The sequence below is a fragment of the Actinokineospora guangxiensis genome (assembly GCF_042657845.1).
Taxonomy (GTDB): domain Bacteria; phylum Actinomycetota; class Actinomycetes; order Mycobacteriales; family Pseudonocardiaceae; genus Actinokineospora; species Actinokineospora guangxiensis.
Genome location: NZ_JBHSKF010000003.1, coordinates 701,255 through 716,452, shown reverse-complemented (window position 1 = coordinate 716,452; position 15,198 = coordinate 701,255). Strand labels below are relative to the sequence as shown.

Genomic DNA, 15,198 nt, shown 5'->3' with positions numbered 1-15,198 from the left:
CCGCGACCGCCCGCCCGGCGTCGCGGCTGGCAGAGCGGTGCCCGCGTGCGCGCACCGCACCGCATCAGCCCAGGTGGGAGACATCGTTGACGAGGCGGACGGTGGCATTGCCGTCCGGGTAGAACTCCACGACCGACAGCGACGCCAGGTCCAGGTGCAGCCGGAAGAGCAGGCTCGGGCCCGCGTCGAGTCCGATCCGCAGCAGCGCCTTGATCGGTGTGACATGGCTGACCACCACGACCGTGCGGCCGCTGTGGCGCCGCAGCACGGTCTCCAGCGCGCCGCTGACCCTGGCGTGCACCTCGTCGAAGCTCTCCCCGCCCGGCGCGGGCACCGACGGGTCGCTGAGCCAGCGGCCGTGCAGCTCGGGGTCGCGCTGGGACGCCTCGGCGAAGGTGAGCCCCTCCCAGCCGCCGAAGTCGGTCTCGATGAGGGCGTCCTCGCCGGTCACCGCGCCGCCGGTCGCCTCGGCCACCGCGCGGGCCGTGGCCGCGGCCCTGGCCAGCGGGGAGGCGAGGATCGGCGTGGCGGGACCGACGCCGTCGAGCGTGGCCAGGCGCCGGGCGGCCGCGGCGGCCTGGGCGCGGCCGAGGTCGGTCAGCTCGGCGTCGCCGCGGCCGGAGTAGCGGCGCTCGACCGACAGGGGGGTCTGGCCGTGGCGCAGCAGGAGCAGCCGCGTCGGCTCGCCGGTCGCGCCGGTCCAGGCGGTCGGGTCGCTGCGGTGCGCGGGCTCACTTCCAGCGGGCTGAGCTGCGCTGTCCGCGGTCTCGTTGACCGGGGAGCCGTCCATCGCGGCGTTGGCGAGGCGGTCGGCGTGCGCGTTCTGGGCGCGCGGTATCCAGCTGTAGGAGACGGCGGTGAACCGGGCGGCCAGGGCGCGCGCCTCGGCGGCCAGGGGGCGCATCGACGGGTGCTTGACCTGCCAGCGGCCCGCCATCTGCTCCACGACCAGCTTGGAGTCCATGCGGACCTCGACGCCGTCGGCGCCCAGCGCCAGCGCGGCCTCAAGGCCCGCGATGAGGCCGCGGTACTCGGCGACGTTGTTGGTGGCCACGCCGATCGCCTCGGCCCGCTTGGCGAGCACGTCGCCGGTCGCGGCGTCGAAGACGACCGCGCCGAACCCGGCCGGCCCCGGGTTGCCCCGGGAGCCGCCGTCCGCCTCGACCCTGACCCTCAGCACGCCGGGTCCGTCACAGGCCGGACTCGGGGGTGCGGACGAGGATCACACCGCACTCCTCGCACTCGACGACCTCGTCGGGGGCGGTGTCCTTGATGGTGGACATGACCCTGCGGTCCAGCTCCAGCCTGCACGCGCCGCAGCGGCGGGCCCGCAGCAGCGCCGCGCCGATGCCCTTGGCGGCGCGCTTGCGCTCGTAGAGGGCCAGCAGCGCCTCGGGGAAGGTGGCGGCGCGGGTGGCGCGCTCGGCCTCGCGGCGGGCCTGCTGGGTGTCCAGGTCGGCCAGGTTCTCCTGGTGGCGGGCGCGCACGTCGGCCAGGGCGGCCTCGGCCTTCTCCAGCTCGACGGCCGTGTGCTGGCAGTCGGCCTCCACGGCCTCGCGGCGCTCCATCAGCTCCAGAAGGTCGTCCTCAAGGGCGGCCTTGCGCTTGATCAGGCTGGCCAGCTCGTGTTCGAGGTCGGCGACCTGGCGGGCGCCCGCGCCGCCGTCGAGGAGCTTGCGGTCGCGGTCCTCGCGAGCCCGGACGGCGTCGATCTCCTTTTCCTGCTTGGCGGCCTCGCGGTCGAGGTCGTCGGCCTGGGTCTGCACGGCGACCCTGGCGTCGCGGCGGGCCTGGACCGCCTTCTCCGCATCGGCGATCTCGGCCAGCTCCGGCGCGGTGCGGCGCCGGTGGTCGATGCGGGTCAGCTCGGCGTCGGCCTCGGCGAGGTCGAGGAGGCCGCGCTGCACGGCGGAATCGGCTTTCACCTGGTGGTCCTCCGGGTGGTTGGAGCGCCGGCCGCCTGGCAGGTCCAGGGGTCGGTGCGGCGGGTGGAGACGTCGATCACGACCGTACCGCCGAGAGCGGCGCGCAGGACGCCCGCCGCCTGCTCGCACCACGGCCACTCGCTGGCCCAGTGGGCGACGTCGACCAGGGCGGGGGCGCCGGGCACGGCCAGGTGCTCGCCCGCGGTGTGGTGGCGCAGGTCGGCGGTGACGTAGGCGTCGACGCCGAGCGCGGCGGCGGTGGACAGGTAGGAGTCGCCCGCGCCGCCGGACACCGCGACGGTGCGGATGGGCCGGTTGGCCTCGCCCGCGGCGCGCACGCCGCCCTCGGTGGCGGGCAGCGCGCGGGCGACGCGCTCGACGAAGACGGCGAACGGCTCGGCCTCGGGCAGGGTGCCGACCCGGCCGATGCCGGTGCGGCCGTCCGGGGTGGGGGCCAGCGGGGTGAGGCCGGTGACGCCGATGGCGGCGGCGAGGGCGTCGGAGACGCCGGGGTCGGCCGAGTCGGCGTTGGTGTGCGCGCAGAACAGGGCGACACCGCCGCGGACCATGCGGTGCACCAGCCCGCCCTTGGGGGTGTCGGCGGGAACGCCGTGCACGCCGCGCAGCAGCAGCGGGTGGTGGGCGACGATCAGCTGCGCGCCGGTCTCGATCGCCTCGTCCACGGTCTCGGCGACCGGGTCGACGCAGACGAGGACCCTGTTCAGCTCCTCGCCGGGGTCGCCGCAGACGAGGCCGACCGCGTCCCAGCTCTCGGCGAGCTCGGGCGGGTAGGCGGCCTCCAGGGCCGCGATCGCGTCGGCGACGGTCGTCACAGGCAGACCTCCAGGGCTTTGAGCAGCGGCGCGCACTGCTCGGGTGGACGGACGGCGATGCGCAGGTGGTCGGGCCCGAGCCCGGGGAAGGTGTCGCCGCGGCGCACGGCGACCCCGTGCTCGCGCAGCGCGGCGCGGACGTGCTCGCCGCCGCTGACCTGCACGAGGAGGAAGGGGGCGTGCGCGGGTCCGTGGACGGTCACGCCGAGCGCGGCGAGTTCGGCCGCGAGGTGGGCGCGGTGGGCGGTGTACTCGGCGGCGACGTCGTCGGTGGGGACGGCGGCGCAGGCGGCGACCGCGCGCAGGGCCGGCGTGCTGACCGGCCACTGAGGACGGTTGCGGGCGAGGGCGGCGAGGGTGCGCTCGTCGCCGAGCGCGTAGCCCGCGCGCAGGCCGGGGACGGCCCACATCTTGGTGAGGCTGCGGAAGACGAGGACGCCTCCCGCGTGGGTGTCTCCCCCGGGAGCCAGGGAGTGGGGCTCGCCGGGGACGAAGTCCATGAAGGCCTCGTCGACGAGGACGGTTCGCCCGGGGCGAACAAGTGTGCGAATGGCCTCGGCCGTGTGTAGCGTCGATGTCGGGTTGGTTGGGTTTCCGATGACGACGAGATCGGCGTCATCCGGCACGCGCTCCGGACGCAGCGCGAAGCCGTCCGCCGCGGTCAGCAGGACGCGGTGCACGGGCACGCCCGCCGCGCGCAGCGCGGCCTCGGGCTCGGTGAACGACGGGTGGACCACGGCGGCCTTCGCGGGCGCCAGATTCGGCAGCAGCGCGAATCCCTCGGCCGATCCGTTGAGCACCAGCACTTCCCCGGCACGCCTGCCGTGCCGTGCCGCGACGGCTTCCCGCGCGGCGCGGTCGTCGGCGGCCGACGGGTAGCGCCCGAGGTCGGCCACCGCGCGGGCCAGGACCTCGCGCAGCCACGCGGGCGGACGCTCGCCGCGCACGTTGACGGCGAAGTCGGCGAGCCCGGGGGCGGCGTCGACGTCGCCGTGGTGGCGCAGCGGGTCGGAGGTCTCGGAGGTCTTGGAGGTCTCGGAGGTCTCGGAGGTCATCGCCGGGGAGTCTAGAGGCCGGGAACCGGCAGGCAGGACGACGACCGCCGTGGTCGCCGGGCTTCGTGGCGGGCGGGTCGGCCCCGCGGTCGGGCCGGGGCGTCCGGGTCGGAGAGACTGGCGCGGTGACGCGCTCAGAGCCCCGATCCGCACCGACGGTCCACGTCTGCTTCGTCTGCACCGGCAACATCTGCCGCTCGCCGATGGCCGCGCTCGTGTTCGGGGAGCACCTGCGGCGCGCCGGGCTCGACCACGTGCGGGTGAGCAGCGCGGGGACGGGCGGCTGGCACGCCGGGGACGCCGCCGATCCGCGCACGCAGCAGGTGCTGGCGCGCGAGGGCTACCCGAGCGCGCACGTGGCCGCGCAGGTGGACGACGACCACCTTGCCGCCGACCTGCTCGTCGCGCTCGACCAGGGGCACGCCCGCGCGCTGCGGCGGCTGGTCGGCCCGGAGCGGGTGCGGCTGCTGCGCGAGTTCGACCCGGCCGCCGACGGCCTCAGCGGCGACGACCTCGACGTCCCCGACCCGTACTACGGCGGGGCCGAGGGGTTCGACGAGGTGATGGCGATGGTCGAGGCGGCGTGCCCGGGGCTGCTGGAGTGGGTGCGGCGGCGGTGAGCGCGGCCGAGGCGGTGTCGGGGGCGGTGTCCCAGGCGGTGGCCGAGCTGCTGCAGACCCCGGTCTCGGGTGTCGTGGGGCTCGGCGACGGCGTGTTCGAGGTCGACCTGGCGTGCGGGGAGTTCGGCTGCCTCGCCGGGACGGCGGGCGGGACGGTCGTGGCCAAGCGGCACCGCCTCCCCGGGCAGGCGGCGGCCGAGGTGGGCGGGCTGGAGTGGCTGGCCGAGGCCGCGGTGCCGGTGCCGGGGGTGCGCGCCTTCGACGGCACCTGGGTGGTGATGGACCAGGTCGAGCCGGGATCGCCGAGCCGGGAGGCGGCCGAGGGCCTGGGGCGCGACCTGGCGCGGCTGCACGCGGCGGGCGCGGACGCCTTCGGCAGCGGGCCGACGGCCGAGGCGTGGATCGGGCAGGCGCCGATGCGCAACGCCCCGGCCGCGGACTGGCCGCGCTGGTACGCCGAGGAGCGGGTGCTGCCGTACCTGCGGCTGGCCGTCGACGCGGGCGCCATCGGCGACGCCGGGCCGGTGGAGCGGGTGTGCGAGCGGATCGGGGAGCTGGCCGGGCCCGCCGAGCCGCCCGCCCGCCTGCACGGCGACCTGTGGAACGGGAACGTGCTGTGGGGCGCCGACGGACGGGCGTGGCTGATCGATCCGGCCGCGCACGGCGGGCACCGCGAGACCGACCTGGCGATGCTGGCACTGTTCGGTTGCCCACACTTGGCGACCGTTTTGTCCGCCTACGACGAGGCCGCTCCCCTGGCGCCAGGGTGGCGGGCCAGGGTGGCGCTGCACCAGTTGTTCCCGCTCCTGGTGCACGTGGTGCTCTTCGGCGGCGGGTACGCGCGGCAGGCGGTGAGCGCCGCCCGGGCGGCACTGGCCGGCTGAGCCTGGCTTACCGTGGGGGTGTGCGGTTGAACCTGCTGCTGCGTCCGGGGTGGCTGCTGACGGCGTTCGTGGTGATCACCTTCGCCACGGCGTGCTTCACGCTGCTCGCGCCCTGGCAGTTCGAGCGGCACGCCGAGCGCCAGGAGACCAACGCGGCGCTGGAGGCCAGCTTCGAGGCCGCCCCCGTGCCGCTGGCCGGGGCGCTCGCGGCCGCGCCGACCCGCACGACCGAGTGGCGGCTGGTGACCGCGACCGGCGAGTTCCTGCCCGAGCACGAGGCCGTCGCGCGGCTGCGCACGGTGCAGGGCGCCGCGGCGTTCGAGGTGCTGACCCCGTTCCGTCTCGCCGACGGGAGCACGGTGCTCGTCGACCGCGGGTTCGTGCGGCCCGACGAGGGCGTCACCATCCCCGGCTTCGCGCCCGCCCCGGCGGGCCAGGTGACGATCACCGGGCGGGTGCGCATCGGCGAGCGCACCGCGGCCGACCGGCAGCCGTTCACCGAGGGCGGGCACCGCCAGGTGTACGCGATCGACCCGCAGGCCGTGCTGCCCGGCTCGCTGGCGGGCTACGTGCGGCTGGAGGCGGGCTCACCGGGGGTGCTGGGCGCGCTGCCGCTGCCGCAGCTGGAGGCGGGGCCGTCGTTCTCCTACGCGCTGCAGTGGATCGCCTTCGGCGCGATGACGCTGATCGGGCTCGTCTACTTCACCTGGCGCGAGATCAAGCCCGGCGGTGTGCTGGACAAGCCGCGCAAGAAGTCCGTCGCCGAGATCCTGGCCGAGGACGAGGACGCCGAGCACCCGGCGGACCGCGCGACAACGAGCGGCGCGACAACGAGCGGCGCGACGACGGGCGGCGCGACAACGGACGAAGGGGCTAGCGCCGCAGCAGCCCGATGACGGCGGCGACCGCGGCGGCCAGCCAGCCGACGACGCGCGAGAGTTCCACGGCCCTGGTCACGTGACCCGCGTCGGGCATGCGGCCGTCACCGAGCACCGGCCGCTCCTCCACCCCGTGCGGGTAGACGGTGCGCCCGCCGAGGCGGACCTCCAGGGCACCGGCGAACGCGGCCTCGACCCGCCCGGCGTTGGGGCTGGGGTGGGCGGCGGCGTCGCGCTGCCAGGCGACCCACGCGCTGCGCCGGTTGCCGCCCACGACCGGGGCGCCCGCCACGGTCAGTCCGGCGGCGACGCGGGCGGGCAGGTAGTTGGCGACGTCGTCCAGGCGGGCCGAGGCCCAGCCGAAGCGGCGGTAGCGCGGTGAGCGGTGCCCGACCATCGCGTCCATGGTGTTGACCGCGCGGTAGCCGAGCAGGCCGGGCACACCGGCGACCGCTCCCCACAGCAGCGGGGCGACGACGGCGTCGGAGGTGTTCTCGGCCACCGACTCGACGGTCGCGCGGGCCATCGCCGGGCCGTCCAGGCGCTCGGGGTCGCGGCCGCAGAGCGCGGGCAGTCGCTCGCGGGCGCGCTCCAGCTCGCCGGAGTCGAGGTGGCGGCCGATGACGGTGCCCTCGGCGGCCAGCGACCGACCGCCCAGCACCACCCAGGTCGCCGCGGCGGTGGACAGCATCCGCAGCACCGGCCGGGTGCGCCCGGCCCGCTCGACGGCGACGCCACCGGCGATCACCGCGCCCGCCAAGGCGGTGGTGTAGACGATGCCGGCGGCCTTGCTGTCGCGGTGCACGGCCTTCTCGACCAGCCCGGCGACGCGGCCGAACCCGGCGACCGGGTGGCCGCGGCGCGGGTCGCCCAAAGCGGCGTCGGCGGCGGCTCCCAGCAGCAGTCCGATCGCTCTCGGTGCGGGCACCGGCCTCTCCTTCCCCCTGGTGGGGGAACCGTATCGCGGCTGCACGGGCGGGCTGCGCGGGTGTCCGGCGGTCGGACTATCGTCGTCCGGCGTGGAGCCACAGCACGAGAGCGACCCGGGACGCAGGCTCCAGCTCTACGCCTATCTGCAGCCGCGCGAGCACCACCGCACCTATCTGGCGATCATGCGGCTGTTCACCTCCACGCTGCTGGCCGACCTGTCGGCGGGCGAGGTGTCCAGCGCGCTGGCCGCCGCCGAGCGCGACGGCCGCGTCGACATCGGCGAGTCGCACGTCGACGTGGTCATCCCGCGGCTGCGGCAGCTGGTCGACTGGGGCAACCTCGTGCTCGGCCGCCGGGAGACGATCGCGGCGAGCATCGCCGAGTTCCAGCAGGGCAGCATGCGCTACCAGGTGGGCAAGCTGGCCGTGCGCGTGCAGCGCGACGTCGACGCGCTGCTGCGGGTGCCCGAGGGCGCGCGCGAGGTGTCCCGCGAGCTGCTGCCCGCCATCGAGCGCGGCCTGGCCGAGCTGGGCGAGACGCTGGCCGTGGCGGGCGCGCGGGCGCAGTCCGACCCGCGGTCGCTGCCCGCGCGGCGGGCGCGGGAGCTGCTGGCCGAGCGGGTGACGACGCTGTTCCTGCAGCACGCCGAACTGGCCGCGACGGTGCGCGACTTCTACGCCTACCTCGGCCAGGTCCTGACCCGCAACCACCTGGCCCCCGACGAGATCTCCGGGTTCCGCAACCTGCTGGTCGAGTACATCCAGGTCGTGGTGGAGGACGTGCTGCGCCACACCCCGGCGATCGCGGGCGCGCTGGCCTCGCTGCGTCCGGCGCGCGCGGAACTGCTGCGGCTGCTGAGCCCGGACGAGCCGCTGAGCCCGACCATGGAGCGCACCAGGGGCCGCTCGGCGGAGGACTGGCAGGAGCTGGCGGACTGGTTCGTCGACCGGCCGGGCCAGCCGAGCCAGGTGACGGCGCTGCGCGAGGCGACGACCCGGGCGATCGGCGCGCTGCTGGCCACGGTGCGCCGGGCGACGACGGGCGGCGGGCTGCTGCCCAGCCGCCGCGGCGAGCTGGTGCGGCTGGCGGCCTGGTTCGACGCCGCCGACGCCGAGACCGCCCACGACCTGTACGCCGCGTCGTTCGGCCTGTACTCGGCGCGCAACCTGCTGCCCGCCCCCGAACACGACGCCGACGACGAGCACACCTCGTGGGCGGACGGGCCCGCCGTCGAGGTGTCGGTGAGCGTGCGCGGCCGCGGCGACCGGGGCGCGCGCGGGCGCCCGTCGCGGATCATGGACGACCCGATCACCGAGCAGGGCCTGCTGGCGCAGGCGCGCGAGGCCGACGAGCTGCGCGAGTCGGCCTCGGTCGAGCTGGCGCGTGCCGCGCGCGACATCGAGTCCGCCGTCCTCTCCCCGCGGGCGCTCGGCGCGCTGTGCGAGCTGCTGACGCTGGCGATGGCGCAGCGCGAGAGCGTGCGCGACCCGGGCGAGGCGACCGACCAGGTGCGCGGTCTGACCCTGACGCTGACCCCCGCGCCCGGCCGGGTGACCCGCATCCGCAGCGCGGGCGGCGCGCTGACGCTGCGCGACACCGAGCTGGCGATCAGCAGGGCGGAGGTCTGATGCGCACCCGCGTCCCGGCGAGCCGCGTGCTCGACGAGCTCTCCGACATCGACGCCGCGAACGTGGCCCGCTGCGCGCGCGTGCTGCTGCGCCACCCGCTGCTGCGCCCCGGCGGCCCGGACGGCGACCTGCTGCCGCTGGTCTACCGCTACCGGGTGCCGCTGCAGGAGGTGTTCGCGGCGCTGCTGGGCTACCGGCTGGTGGTGCAGCGCCGCTTCGCCCGCCTGCACAAGGCCGGTCCGGGCGCGGGCGCGCACCGCGGCGAACCGGGCATGACCCCGCGCTCCTACGCCTACCTGTGCCTGGTGATGGCCGCGCTGACCGGCGTCGGTCGGCAGGTGCTGCTGTCGCGGCTGGTGGCCGACGTGCGCTCGGCGGGCAGCGAGGCGGGGCTGGCGGTCACCGACGACCTCGCCGACCGCCGCGCTCTGACCGCGGCGCTGCGGCACCTGATCGGCCTCGGCGTGATCACCGAGACCGACGGGTCGGTGGCGGGCGCGGAGGCGCTGATCACCATCGACACCGACCTGCTCGGCCAGCTGCTGGTCGGCGCTCCCGCCGAGGCGGGCTCGGCGGCGGAGCTGGTGGCGGGGGCGGCGGGCGCCGGGACGGTCGAGCACGCGGTGCGCAGGCGGCTGGTGGAGAACCCGGTCACCCTGCACGGCGATCTCGACCCCGAGCACCGGGACTGGCTGCTGCGCGGGCAGCGCCGCGAGTCGGTGCTGCTGGAGCGCTGCTTCGGCCTGGTGACCGAGATCCGCGCCGAGGGCGTGGCCGTCACCGACCCCGAGGAGTACCTCACCGACGTGGTCTTCCCCGGCACCGGCACGATCGCGCGGATCGCGCTGCTGGCCCTGCCGGACCTGCTCGACGCCCCGACCCGCGGCGACGGCCGGGTGCCGCTCACCCGGGTGCGGCTGCGGGTGGTGTGCGACCGGCTCGTGGAGGACTACCCGTCGGCGTGGTCGCGGCAGGCGACCGAGGACATGGGGTCGCTGGTGTCCCTGGTCGCCGACCTGCTGGTCCGGCTGGGGCTGGCCGAGCCGGACGGGGACGGCTGGCTGCTGAGCCCGGCCGCGCACCGCTGGCTGCCGCGCCCCGACGACACCCCGGGCCGCGCGCCCGAGCCCGCCGCCGCCGCGCCGGAGCCGGGCTGGTCCCTGTTCGACACCGATGAGGAAGGAACACCGTGACCGACGTCGGCCGGTGGCGGCTGCACCGCGGCGGGATCGTCAACATCTGGCAGTACCGGGAGCAGACCTTCGACTTCTCCGGGGGCCGGGCGATCTTCCAGGGCACCAACGGCTCGGGCAAGTCCCGGACGCTGGAGCTGCTGCTGCCGCTGTGCCTGGACGGTGACCTGCGCTACCTGGGGTCCAAGGGCGCGGGGACGGTGTCGATCCGCCGCCTGATGCTCGACGACTACGACGGCGGCCCCAACCGCATCGGCTACGCGTGGGTCGAGCTGCGCCGCGAGTCCGCCTCCGGCGAGGAGTTCCTGACCTGCGGGCTGGGGGTGAAGGCGTCGGCGACCTCGCAGGCGATCAGCGACTCGTGGCGCTTCGTCACCCCGTCGCGGGTGGGCACCCACTTCCAGCTGGTCTCCGCCGACCGGGTCCCGCTGGGTCCGGCGGCGCTGCGCGACGTGCTGGGCGCCGACCGGATCTTCGACGAGGCCGGGTTCCGGGCGCGGGTGGCCGAGGAGGTCTACGGCGTCCCCGCCGCCCGCTACGGCGACCTGCTGCACCTGCAGCGCACGCTGCGCAACCCCGACATCGGGCTGAAGGTGCAGGATGGGCAGCTGGAGCAGATCCTCTCCGACGCGCTGCCGCCGCTGGAGGCGGGCGTGGTCGGGCAGCTGGCGACCTCGTTCGAGGACCTGGAGTCGATCCGGGAGAACATCGGCCGCCTGGGCACCGCCGACGCCGCGATGGGCGCCTTCCTGACCGGCTACTCCGGCTACGCGCTCAACGCGCTGCACAGCGCGGGCGAGAAGGCGGGCGCCGCCCGCAAAACCCTCGACAACGCCCACGCCGAGGTGGACAAGCTCGCCGCGCGCGCCCAGCAGGAGGCGGCCAGGCACGCCGAGGCCGAGGAGGGCGTCCGGGTCCTTGAGGAGCGCGAGGCCGAGCTGGAGTCGGCGATCGACGCGCTGCAGTCGCTGCCCGCCTACCAGGGCCTGCGCGACCTCCGGGACCGGGAGAAGCTGGTCGAGCGCACCCGCGAGGCCGCGGGCAGCGCCCTGGACAACGCCGCGGTGCGCCGCAACCACACCGACCGCGCGGTGGAGACCGTGCTGACGGTGCTGCGCAGGCTCGGCGACGACCTGGCCGACGCGACCGCGCTCGCGGCGTCCACGGCGGACGGTCTCGCCGCCGCGGGCCTGGACCCCGCGCTGTGCCCGGCCGTCCCCGCCGCGCCGGAGCAGACCACGACGACGGTCACCGAGCTGGTGCGCGCCAAGCCGGACCCGGAGGCCGAGCCGCTGGAGGTGCAGCGCAGGCAGCCGCCGAAGGTGCACCCCGACGAGCTGACCACCGCGCTGGCCGAGGCCGCGGCGAAGGCCGACGCCGTCGGCGGGCAGGTCGCCCAGCGGGCGGCTCTGGCGATGACGCTGCACGAGCGGGCGCTGATGCTCGACCGCGACCGCCACGCCGTCGACGCGGGCCGCGGCGCCGCGCGCGACGCGCAGATCGAGGCGACCGAGGCGGCCGGGCGGCGCAACGAGGCCCGGCAGCGCTTCGCCGAGGCCGCGGCGGTGTGGTCGGAGCGGGTGCTGGGCTGGACCGGGGTGGGCCCGTTCGCCGACGACCACGCGCCGCGCCCGCCGCTGCCGCCGACCGCCGAGGACGTGCTCGCCGACCCCGAGGTCTCGCGCGCCGCGCGCGACGCGACGCGGCAGTGGGCGGCCCCGCACCTGGCCGGGCTGCGGCAGCGGGTGGTCGCGGCGCGCCAGGAGGTCGACGCGCTCGAATCGGCCATCGCCTCGGCCGAGGCGCGCACGATCGAGCTGCGCAAGGGCGTCGACCCGGTGCCGCCGTCCCCGGAGGTACCGCGGGACCCGGCCACGGGCGCGCCGTTCTACCGGCTGGTCGACTTCACCCGCGGCCTCGACGATGGCGAGCGCGCCGGGCTGGAGGCGGCGCTGCAGGCGTGCGGGCTGCTGACGGCGTGGGTCTCGGCCGACGGCACCGCGACCGATGTGACCGGGATCGTGGCCGCGCCGGGGCGGGCGGCGGTCGAGCCGCTGGCCGCGGCGCTGTCGCCCGCGGTGGGCCCGGACTCCCCGGTGCCCGCCGAGACGGTGGCCGCGCTGCTGGTGTCGGTGTCCTACGGCGGCGACCACGACGGGCTGACGGTGTGGCCGGACGGCACGTGGCGGGCGGGCGTGCTGCACGGCGGCGCGGCGAAGCCGGACGCGGAGTTCGTCGGCGCGGGCGCACGGGCCGCGGCGCGCGAGCGGGCGGCGGGCGAGCTGTCCGCCGAGCTGGAGCGGCTGCGCGAGCGGCTCGCCGAGGCCGAGGCGCAGCTGCGCGGGCACGTCGACGCGGTGGCCGTGTGGGACGCGCACCTGGACGCCTTCCCCGACGACCGCGAGCTGATCGGCGCGCGGGTGAGCGCCGAGGAGACCCGGCAGCGCGCGGGCGAGGCCGCGACCCGGGCCGAGCAGCGCCGCGCCGACCACACCGCCGCCGAGGGGCGCTCGCAGGCCGCCGAGGCCGAGCTGGCGCGCGATGCGGGCGAGGCGGGGCTGGCCACCGACACCGAGTCGCTGCGCGCGGCGCACCGCTCGGCGGCCGGGCTGCGCGACCAGGCCGCGGGCCTGCGCGACGCGCTGGGCAGGCGGTGCACGGCGACCGTGCGCGACCTGGCCGACGCGCTGCACGACTACCACGCCGCGGTCGCCGACCGGGAGGCCGCCGAGGCGGTGGCCGACGAGCAGTGCGTGGAGTTCCACCGCGAGGCCGCGGCGCTGGCCGAGCTGACCTCGGCGGTGGGCGGGGAGGCCGAGCGGGTGCGCGGGCAGCTCGCCGAGCTGGACCGCGAGCGCAAGGCGGTGCGCGAGGGCCTGCCCGCGGCGCGGCGCGCGGCCACCGAGGTGTCCAACCAGGTGGTGAAGACCCAGACGCTGCTGGAGACCCGCACAGCCGAGATCGAGGGCAAGGCCGCGGGCGCGGCGGCGGCGGCCCGCTCGTTCCGCGAGGCGCTGGACGCCCCGGGCGTGTGGGCCGCCGCACTGCCCGACGAGCGCCCAGAGTCCGATGTGGACTCCTTCGCCGCGCTGGCGCAGGCCGTCTCGGCGGCCAAGCGGCTGCCGGGCGAGGATGCCGTGCTGACGAAGCTGCAGACGCTGCAGGCCGCGCTCGCCGGAACGCACAACGTCTCCCCCGAGCGGCACGCGGGCATCCTCACCGTCGTGGTGTCGGCCGAGGACGGGCCGGCCCCGGTGGCGGTCGCGGCGCGTCGGGTGGCGGCGAACCTGGCCGAGCGCCAGGACTTCCTGACCGAGCGCTACCAGGGCATCTTCGCGCTGCACCTGGTGCGCGAGCTGGCCGAGCGGCTCTCGGCGCAGATCGCCGTCGCCGAGGACCTGACCAGCCGGATGAACGAGGTGCTGGAGGGCGCGCGGTCGAGCCAGGGCGTGCACGTGCGCCTGGACTGGCAGCCCGCGCCATGGCTGGACGAGTCCACGCTGGAGGGACTGAAGCTGCTGCGGACCCCGTTCGCGCAGCGCACCCCGGAGCAGGACGCGCGGCTGCAGCAGGTGTTCACCGAGCGCATCGAGGCCGAGCGGGACTCGGCGTCGGCGGGTTTCGGGGAGATCCTGGCGCGGGCGCTGGACTACCGCTCCTGGTACGCCTTCACCGTGCGGGTGCGCGACACCGGCGCCGACGGCAAGCCGCGCTCGCGGCGGCTGCGCCAGCTGTCCTCCGGCGAGACCCGGCTGATCTCGTACGTGACGCTGTTCGCCGCGGCGGCGGCCTTCTACGGGGCGATCAGCGCGGGCTCGCAGATGTCGCCGCTGCGCCTGGTACTGCTCGACGAGGCCTTCGAGCGCCTGGACGACCCGACGATCGCGCGCATGCTGGGCCTGCTGGTCGACCTGGACATGGATTGGGTGATCACCTGGCCGAGCGGCTGGGGGGTGTCCGACAAGATCCCCCGCATGCACATCTACGACGTGCTGCGCCCCAAGTCCGGCCACGGCGTCGCCTGCACCCACACCACCTGGGACGGCGCCTCCCTCGACCGGGACGACCCGTGACCGCGGCGCCCGATCCCGGCAGGCCCGAGTACGAGGTGCTGTGGCGCCAGGCCCGCAAGGCGGTGCAGCGCGGCCAGGTGAAGCTGGGCTACAAGGCGCCGTCGCCTGCCGCGGCGGCGGCCGTGTCCGCCCTGGTCGGCCGCCCGCTGGAGGCGGGCGTGGGCACCACTGTCCCGGTCGCCGACCTGGGCGAGCGGGTGGCGTCGGTGTTCGGCCGGTCGCTGGCGGAGGTGCTCACCGCCGTGCACGGACAGCCGTTGGCCGCGACGACGGCGTCGCAGGACGCTTCGCGTCGCGAGTGGACGGACGCGATCCTGCAGGCGGCACTGGACTCCGCGGGCCTGGCGCAGGCCTGGTGGGCCTCGACGTGGATCGATCAGGTGCGCCGGTACGCCAAGATCGCCCCCGAGCGGCTGGCGGCCCCCGCCCGGCGGGCGGCGGCCGCGCTGGCCAGGATGAACCTGACCCCGTCGGCCCCGGCGACCTGGCTGACCCGCGCGGACCTGGCCGCCGAGGTCGGCGGCTCGCTGTCCACCGGCACCAAGGCCGCAGCCCTCGCCCTGCGCGCGGCGGCGCTGGCGCACGGCGTCGACGCACCCAGGGGCCGCGCCGCCGAGACCCGCCTGTGGGAGCGCTGCGGTGTGGCCGACGGCCTGTCCACCGTCCTGGTCAGCGGCTTCCCCGGCACCCCGGGCCCGGTGGGCGTCCCGCTGCGGTCGCTGCCCGACGCGCCGGACTCCGGGGTGGTGCGGGTGTGCGCCCGCCCGGCGCTGATGGAAGCGGCCACCGGCGTCCCGCTGGTCTGCCTCTCCGGCAGGCTGAACCCCGCCGCCCGGACCCTGCTGTCCCGTCTGGTCGCCGCGGGCCGCACGGTGACCGTCCACACCGACTTCGACGCCACGGGCCTGACGATCCTGCGCGAGGCGATCACCCTGGGCGCCCTCCCGTGGCGCATGTCCGCCGCGGACTACCGCGAAGCCCTGGACCTCGCCCGCGCCCACGACACCGACCTCCCTGCCCTCGACGGCGACCCCGGCCCCACCCCCTGGGACCCGGACCTGGCCGCGGCGCTGCGAGCGGGCTGGGCGATACCGGAAGAGGTCACCACCGACCTGCTCCTCAGCGACCTGTAGCGCTGAAGCGCCGACTTCCCGACCGCCCAAGGTGCGGACGCGCGGG

General features: G+C 76.5%; 12 protein-coding genes. 7 read left to right on the top strand and 5 right to left on the bottom strand.

Features of this window, described 5'->3' with window-relative positions; all coding sequences use genetic code 11:
* Positions 1-64: 64 nt before the first annotated feature.
* From ACFPM7_RS10030 to cobC, 4 genes are read right to left on the bottom strand one after another with little or no spacing between them, the layout of a single operon-like run.
* Positions 65-1,177 carry a bifunctional RNase H/acid phosphatase gene (locus tag ACFPM7_RS10030; protein WP_378246361.1) on the bottom strand — a complete coding sequence of 371 codons (1,113 nt, stop codon included), beginning with the start codon at positions 1,175-1,177 and terminating at the stop codon, positions 65-67.
* Between the two features lie 13 nt (positions 1,178-1,190).
* Positions 1,191-1,925 (bottom strand): zinc ribbon domain-containing protein, encoded by a 735-nt coding sequence (locus tag ACFPM7_RS10025; RefSeq protein WP_378246244.1) that lies wholly within the window; start codon positions 1,923-1,925, stop codon positions 1,191-1,193.
* Positions 1,922-2,758 (bottom strand): Nif3-like dinuclear metal center hexameric protein, encoded by an 837-nt coding sequence (locus tag ACFPM7_RS10020; RefSeq protein ID WP_378246242.1) that lies wholly within the window; start codon positions 2,756-2,758, stop codon positions 1,922-1,924. The genes ACFPM7_RS10025 and ACFPM7_RS10020 overlap by 4 nt, the downstream gene beginning before the upstream one ends.
* Positions 2,755-3,813 carry an Rv2231c family pyridoxal phosphate-dependent protein CobC gene (gene cobC / locus ACFPM7_RS10015; RefSeq protein ID WP_378246240.1) on the bottom strand — a complete coding sequence of 353 codons (1,059 nt, stop codon included), beginning with the start codon at positions 3,811-3,813 and terminating at the stop codon, positions 2,755-2,757. Before cobC ends, ACFPM7_RS10020 begins: the two co-directional genes overlap by 4 nt.
* Positions 3,814-4,016: 203 nt before the next feature.
* Between cobC and ACFPM7_RS10010 the strand changes: the two genes are divergently transcribed.
* From ACFPM7_RS10010 to ACFPM7_RS10000, 3 genes are read left to right on the top strand one after another with little or no spacing between them, the layout of a single operon-like run.
* Positions 4,017-4,433: a low molecular weight protein-tyrosine-phosphatase gene (locus ACFPM7_RS10010; protein ID WP_378246359.1), complete on the top strand. Its 417-nt coding sequence runs from the start codon at positions 4,017-4,019 to the stop codon at positions 4,431-4,433.
* The gene (locus ACFPM7_RS10005) at positions 4,430-5,317 is read left to right on the top strand and encodes a fructosamine kinase family protein (protein WP_378246238.1); all 888 of its coding nucleotides are present in this window, start codon (positions 4,430-4,432) and stop codon (positions 5,315-5,317) included. The genes ACFPM7_RS10010 and ACFPM7_RS10005 overlap by 4 nt, the downstream gene beginning before the upstream one ends.
* Positions 5,318-5,337: 20 nt before the next feature.
* Positions 5,338-6,213, top strand: a complete 876-nt coding sequence (locus tag ACFPM7_RS10000; protein ID WP_378246236.1) for an SURF1 family cytochrome oxidase biogenesis protein — start codon at positions 5,338-5,340, stop codon at positions 6,211-6,213.
* On the opposite strand, the gene ACFPM7_RS09995 is transcribed toward ACFPM7_RS10000, so the two are convergent.
* Complete coding sequence (locus ACFPM7_RS09995; RefSeq protein WP_378246234.1) at positions 6,191-7,123, bottom strand: cobalamin biosynthesis protein; 933 nt, start codon at positions 7,121-7,123, stop codon at positions 6,191-6,193. The genes ACFPM7_RS10000 and ACFPM7_RS09995 overlap by 23 nt on opposite strands.
* 91 nt (positions 7,124-7,214) lie before the next feature.
* On the opposite strand from ACFPM7_RS09995, the gene ACFPM7_RS09990 reads away from it, so the two are divergent.
* Genes ACFPM7_RS09990 through ACFPM7_RS09975 form a run of 4 tightly spaced genes read left to right on the top strand, consistent with a single transcriptional unit; the run spans position 7,215 to position 15,152 of the window.
* A complete protein-coding gene (locus tag ACFPM7_RS09990) occupies positions 7,215-8,753 on the top strand; it encodes a DUF2397 domain-containing protein (RefSeq protein WP_378246232.1) in 1,539 nt (512 codons plus the stop codon).
* The gene (locus tag ACFPM7_RS09985) at positions 8,753-9,946 is read left to right on the top strand and encodes a TIGR02678 family protein (protein WP_378246230.1); all 1,194 of its coding nucleotides are present in this window, start codon (positions 8,753-8,755) and stop codon (positions 9,944-9,946) included. Before ACFPM7_RS09990 ends, ACFPM7_RS09985 begins: the two co-directional genes overlap by 1 nt.
* Positions 9,943-14,019 (top strand): TIGR02680 family protein, encoded by a 4,077-nt coding sequence (locus tag ACFPM7_RS09980; protein ID WP_378246228.1) that lies wholly within the window; start codon positions 9,943-9,945, stop codon positions 14,017-14,019. Before ACFPM7_RS09985 ends, ACFPM7_RS09980 begins: the two co-directional genes overlap by 4 nt.
* A complete protein-coding gene (locus tag ACFPM7_RS09975; RefSeq protein WP_378246226.1) occupies positions 14,016-15,152 on the top strand; it encodes a DUF2399 domain-containing protein in 1,137 nt (378 codons plus the stop codon). Before ACFPM7_RS09980 ends, ACFPM7_RS09975 begins: the two co-directional genes overlap by 4 nt.
* Positions 15,153-15,198 lie beyond the last annotated feature (46 nt).

Excerpts from the sequence above, each read along its gene's own strand:
- cobC (WP_378246240.1), bottom strand. The coding sequence starts at position 3,813 with ATGACCTCCGAGACCTCCGAGACCTCCAAGACCTCCGAGACCTCCGAC.
- ACFPM7_RS10010 (WP_378246359.1), top strand. The coding sequence starts at position 4,017 with ATGGCCGCGCTCGTGTTCGGGGAGCACCTGCGGCGCGCCGGGCTCGAC.
- ACFPM7_RS09985 (WP_378246230.1), top strand. The coding sequence starts at position 8,753 with ATGCGCACCCGCGTCCCGGCGAGCCGCGTGCTCGACGAGCTCTCCGAC.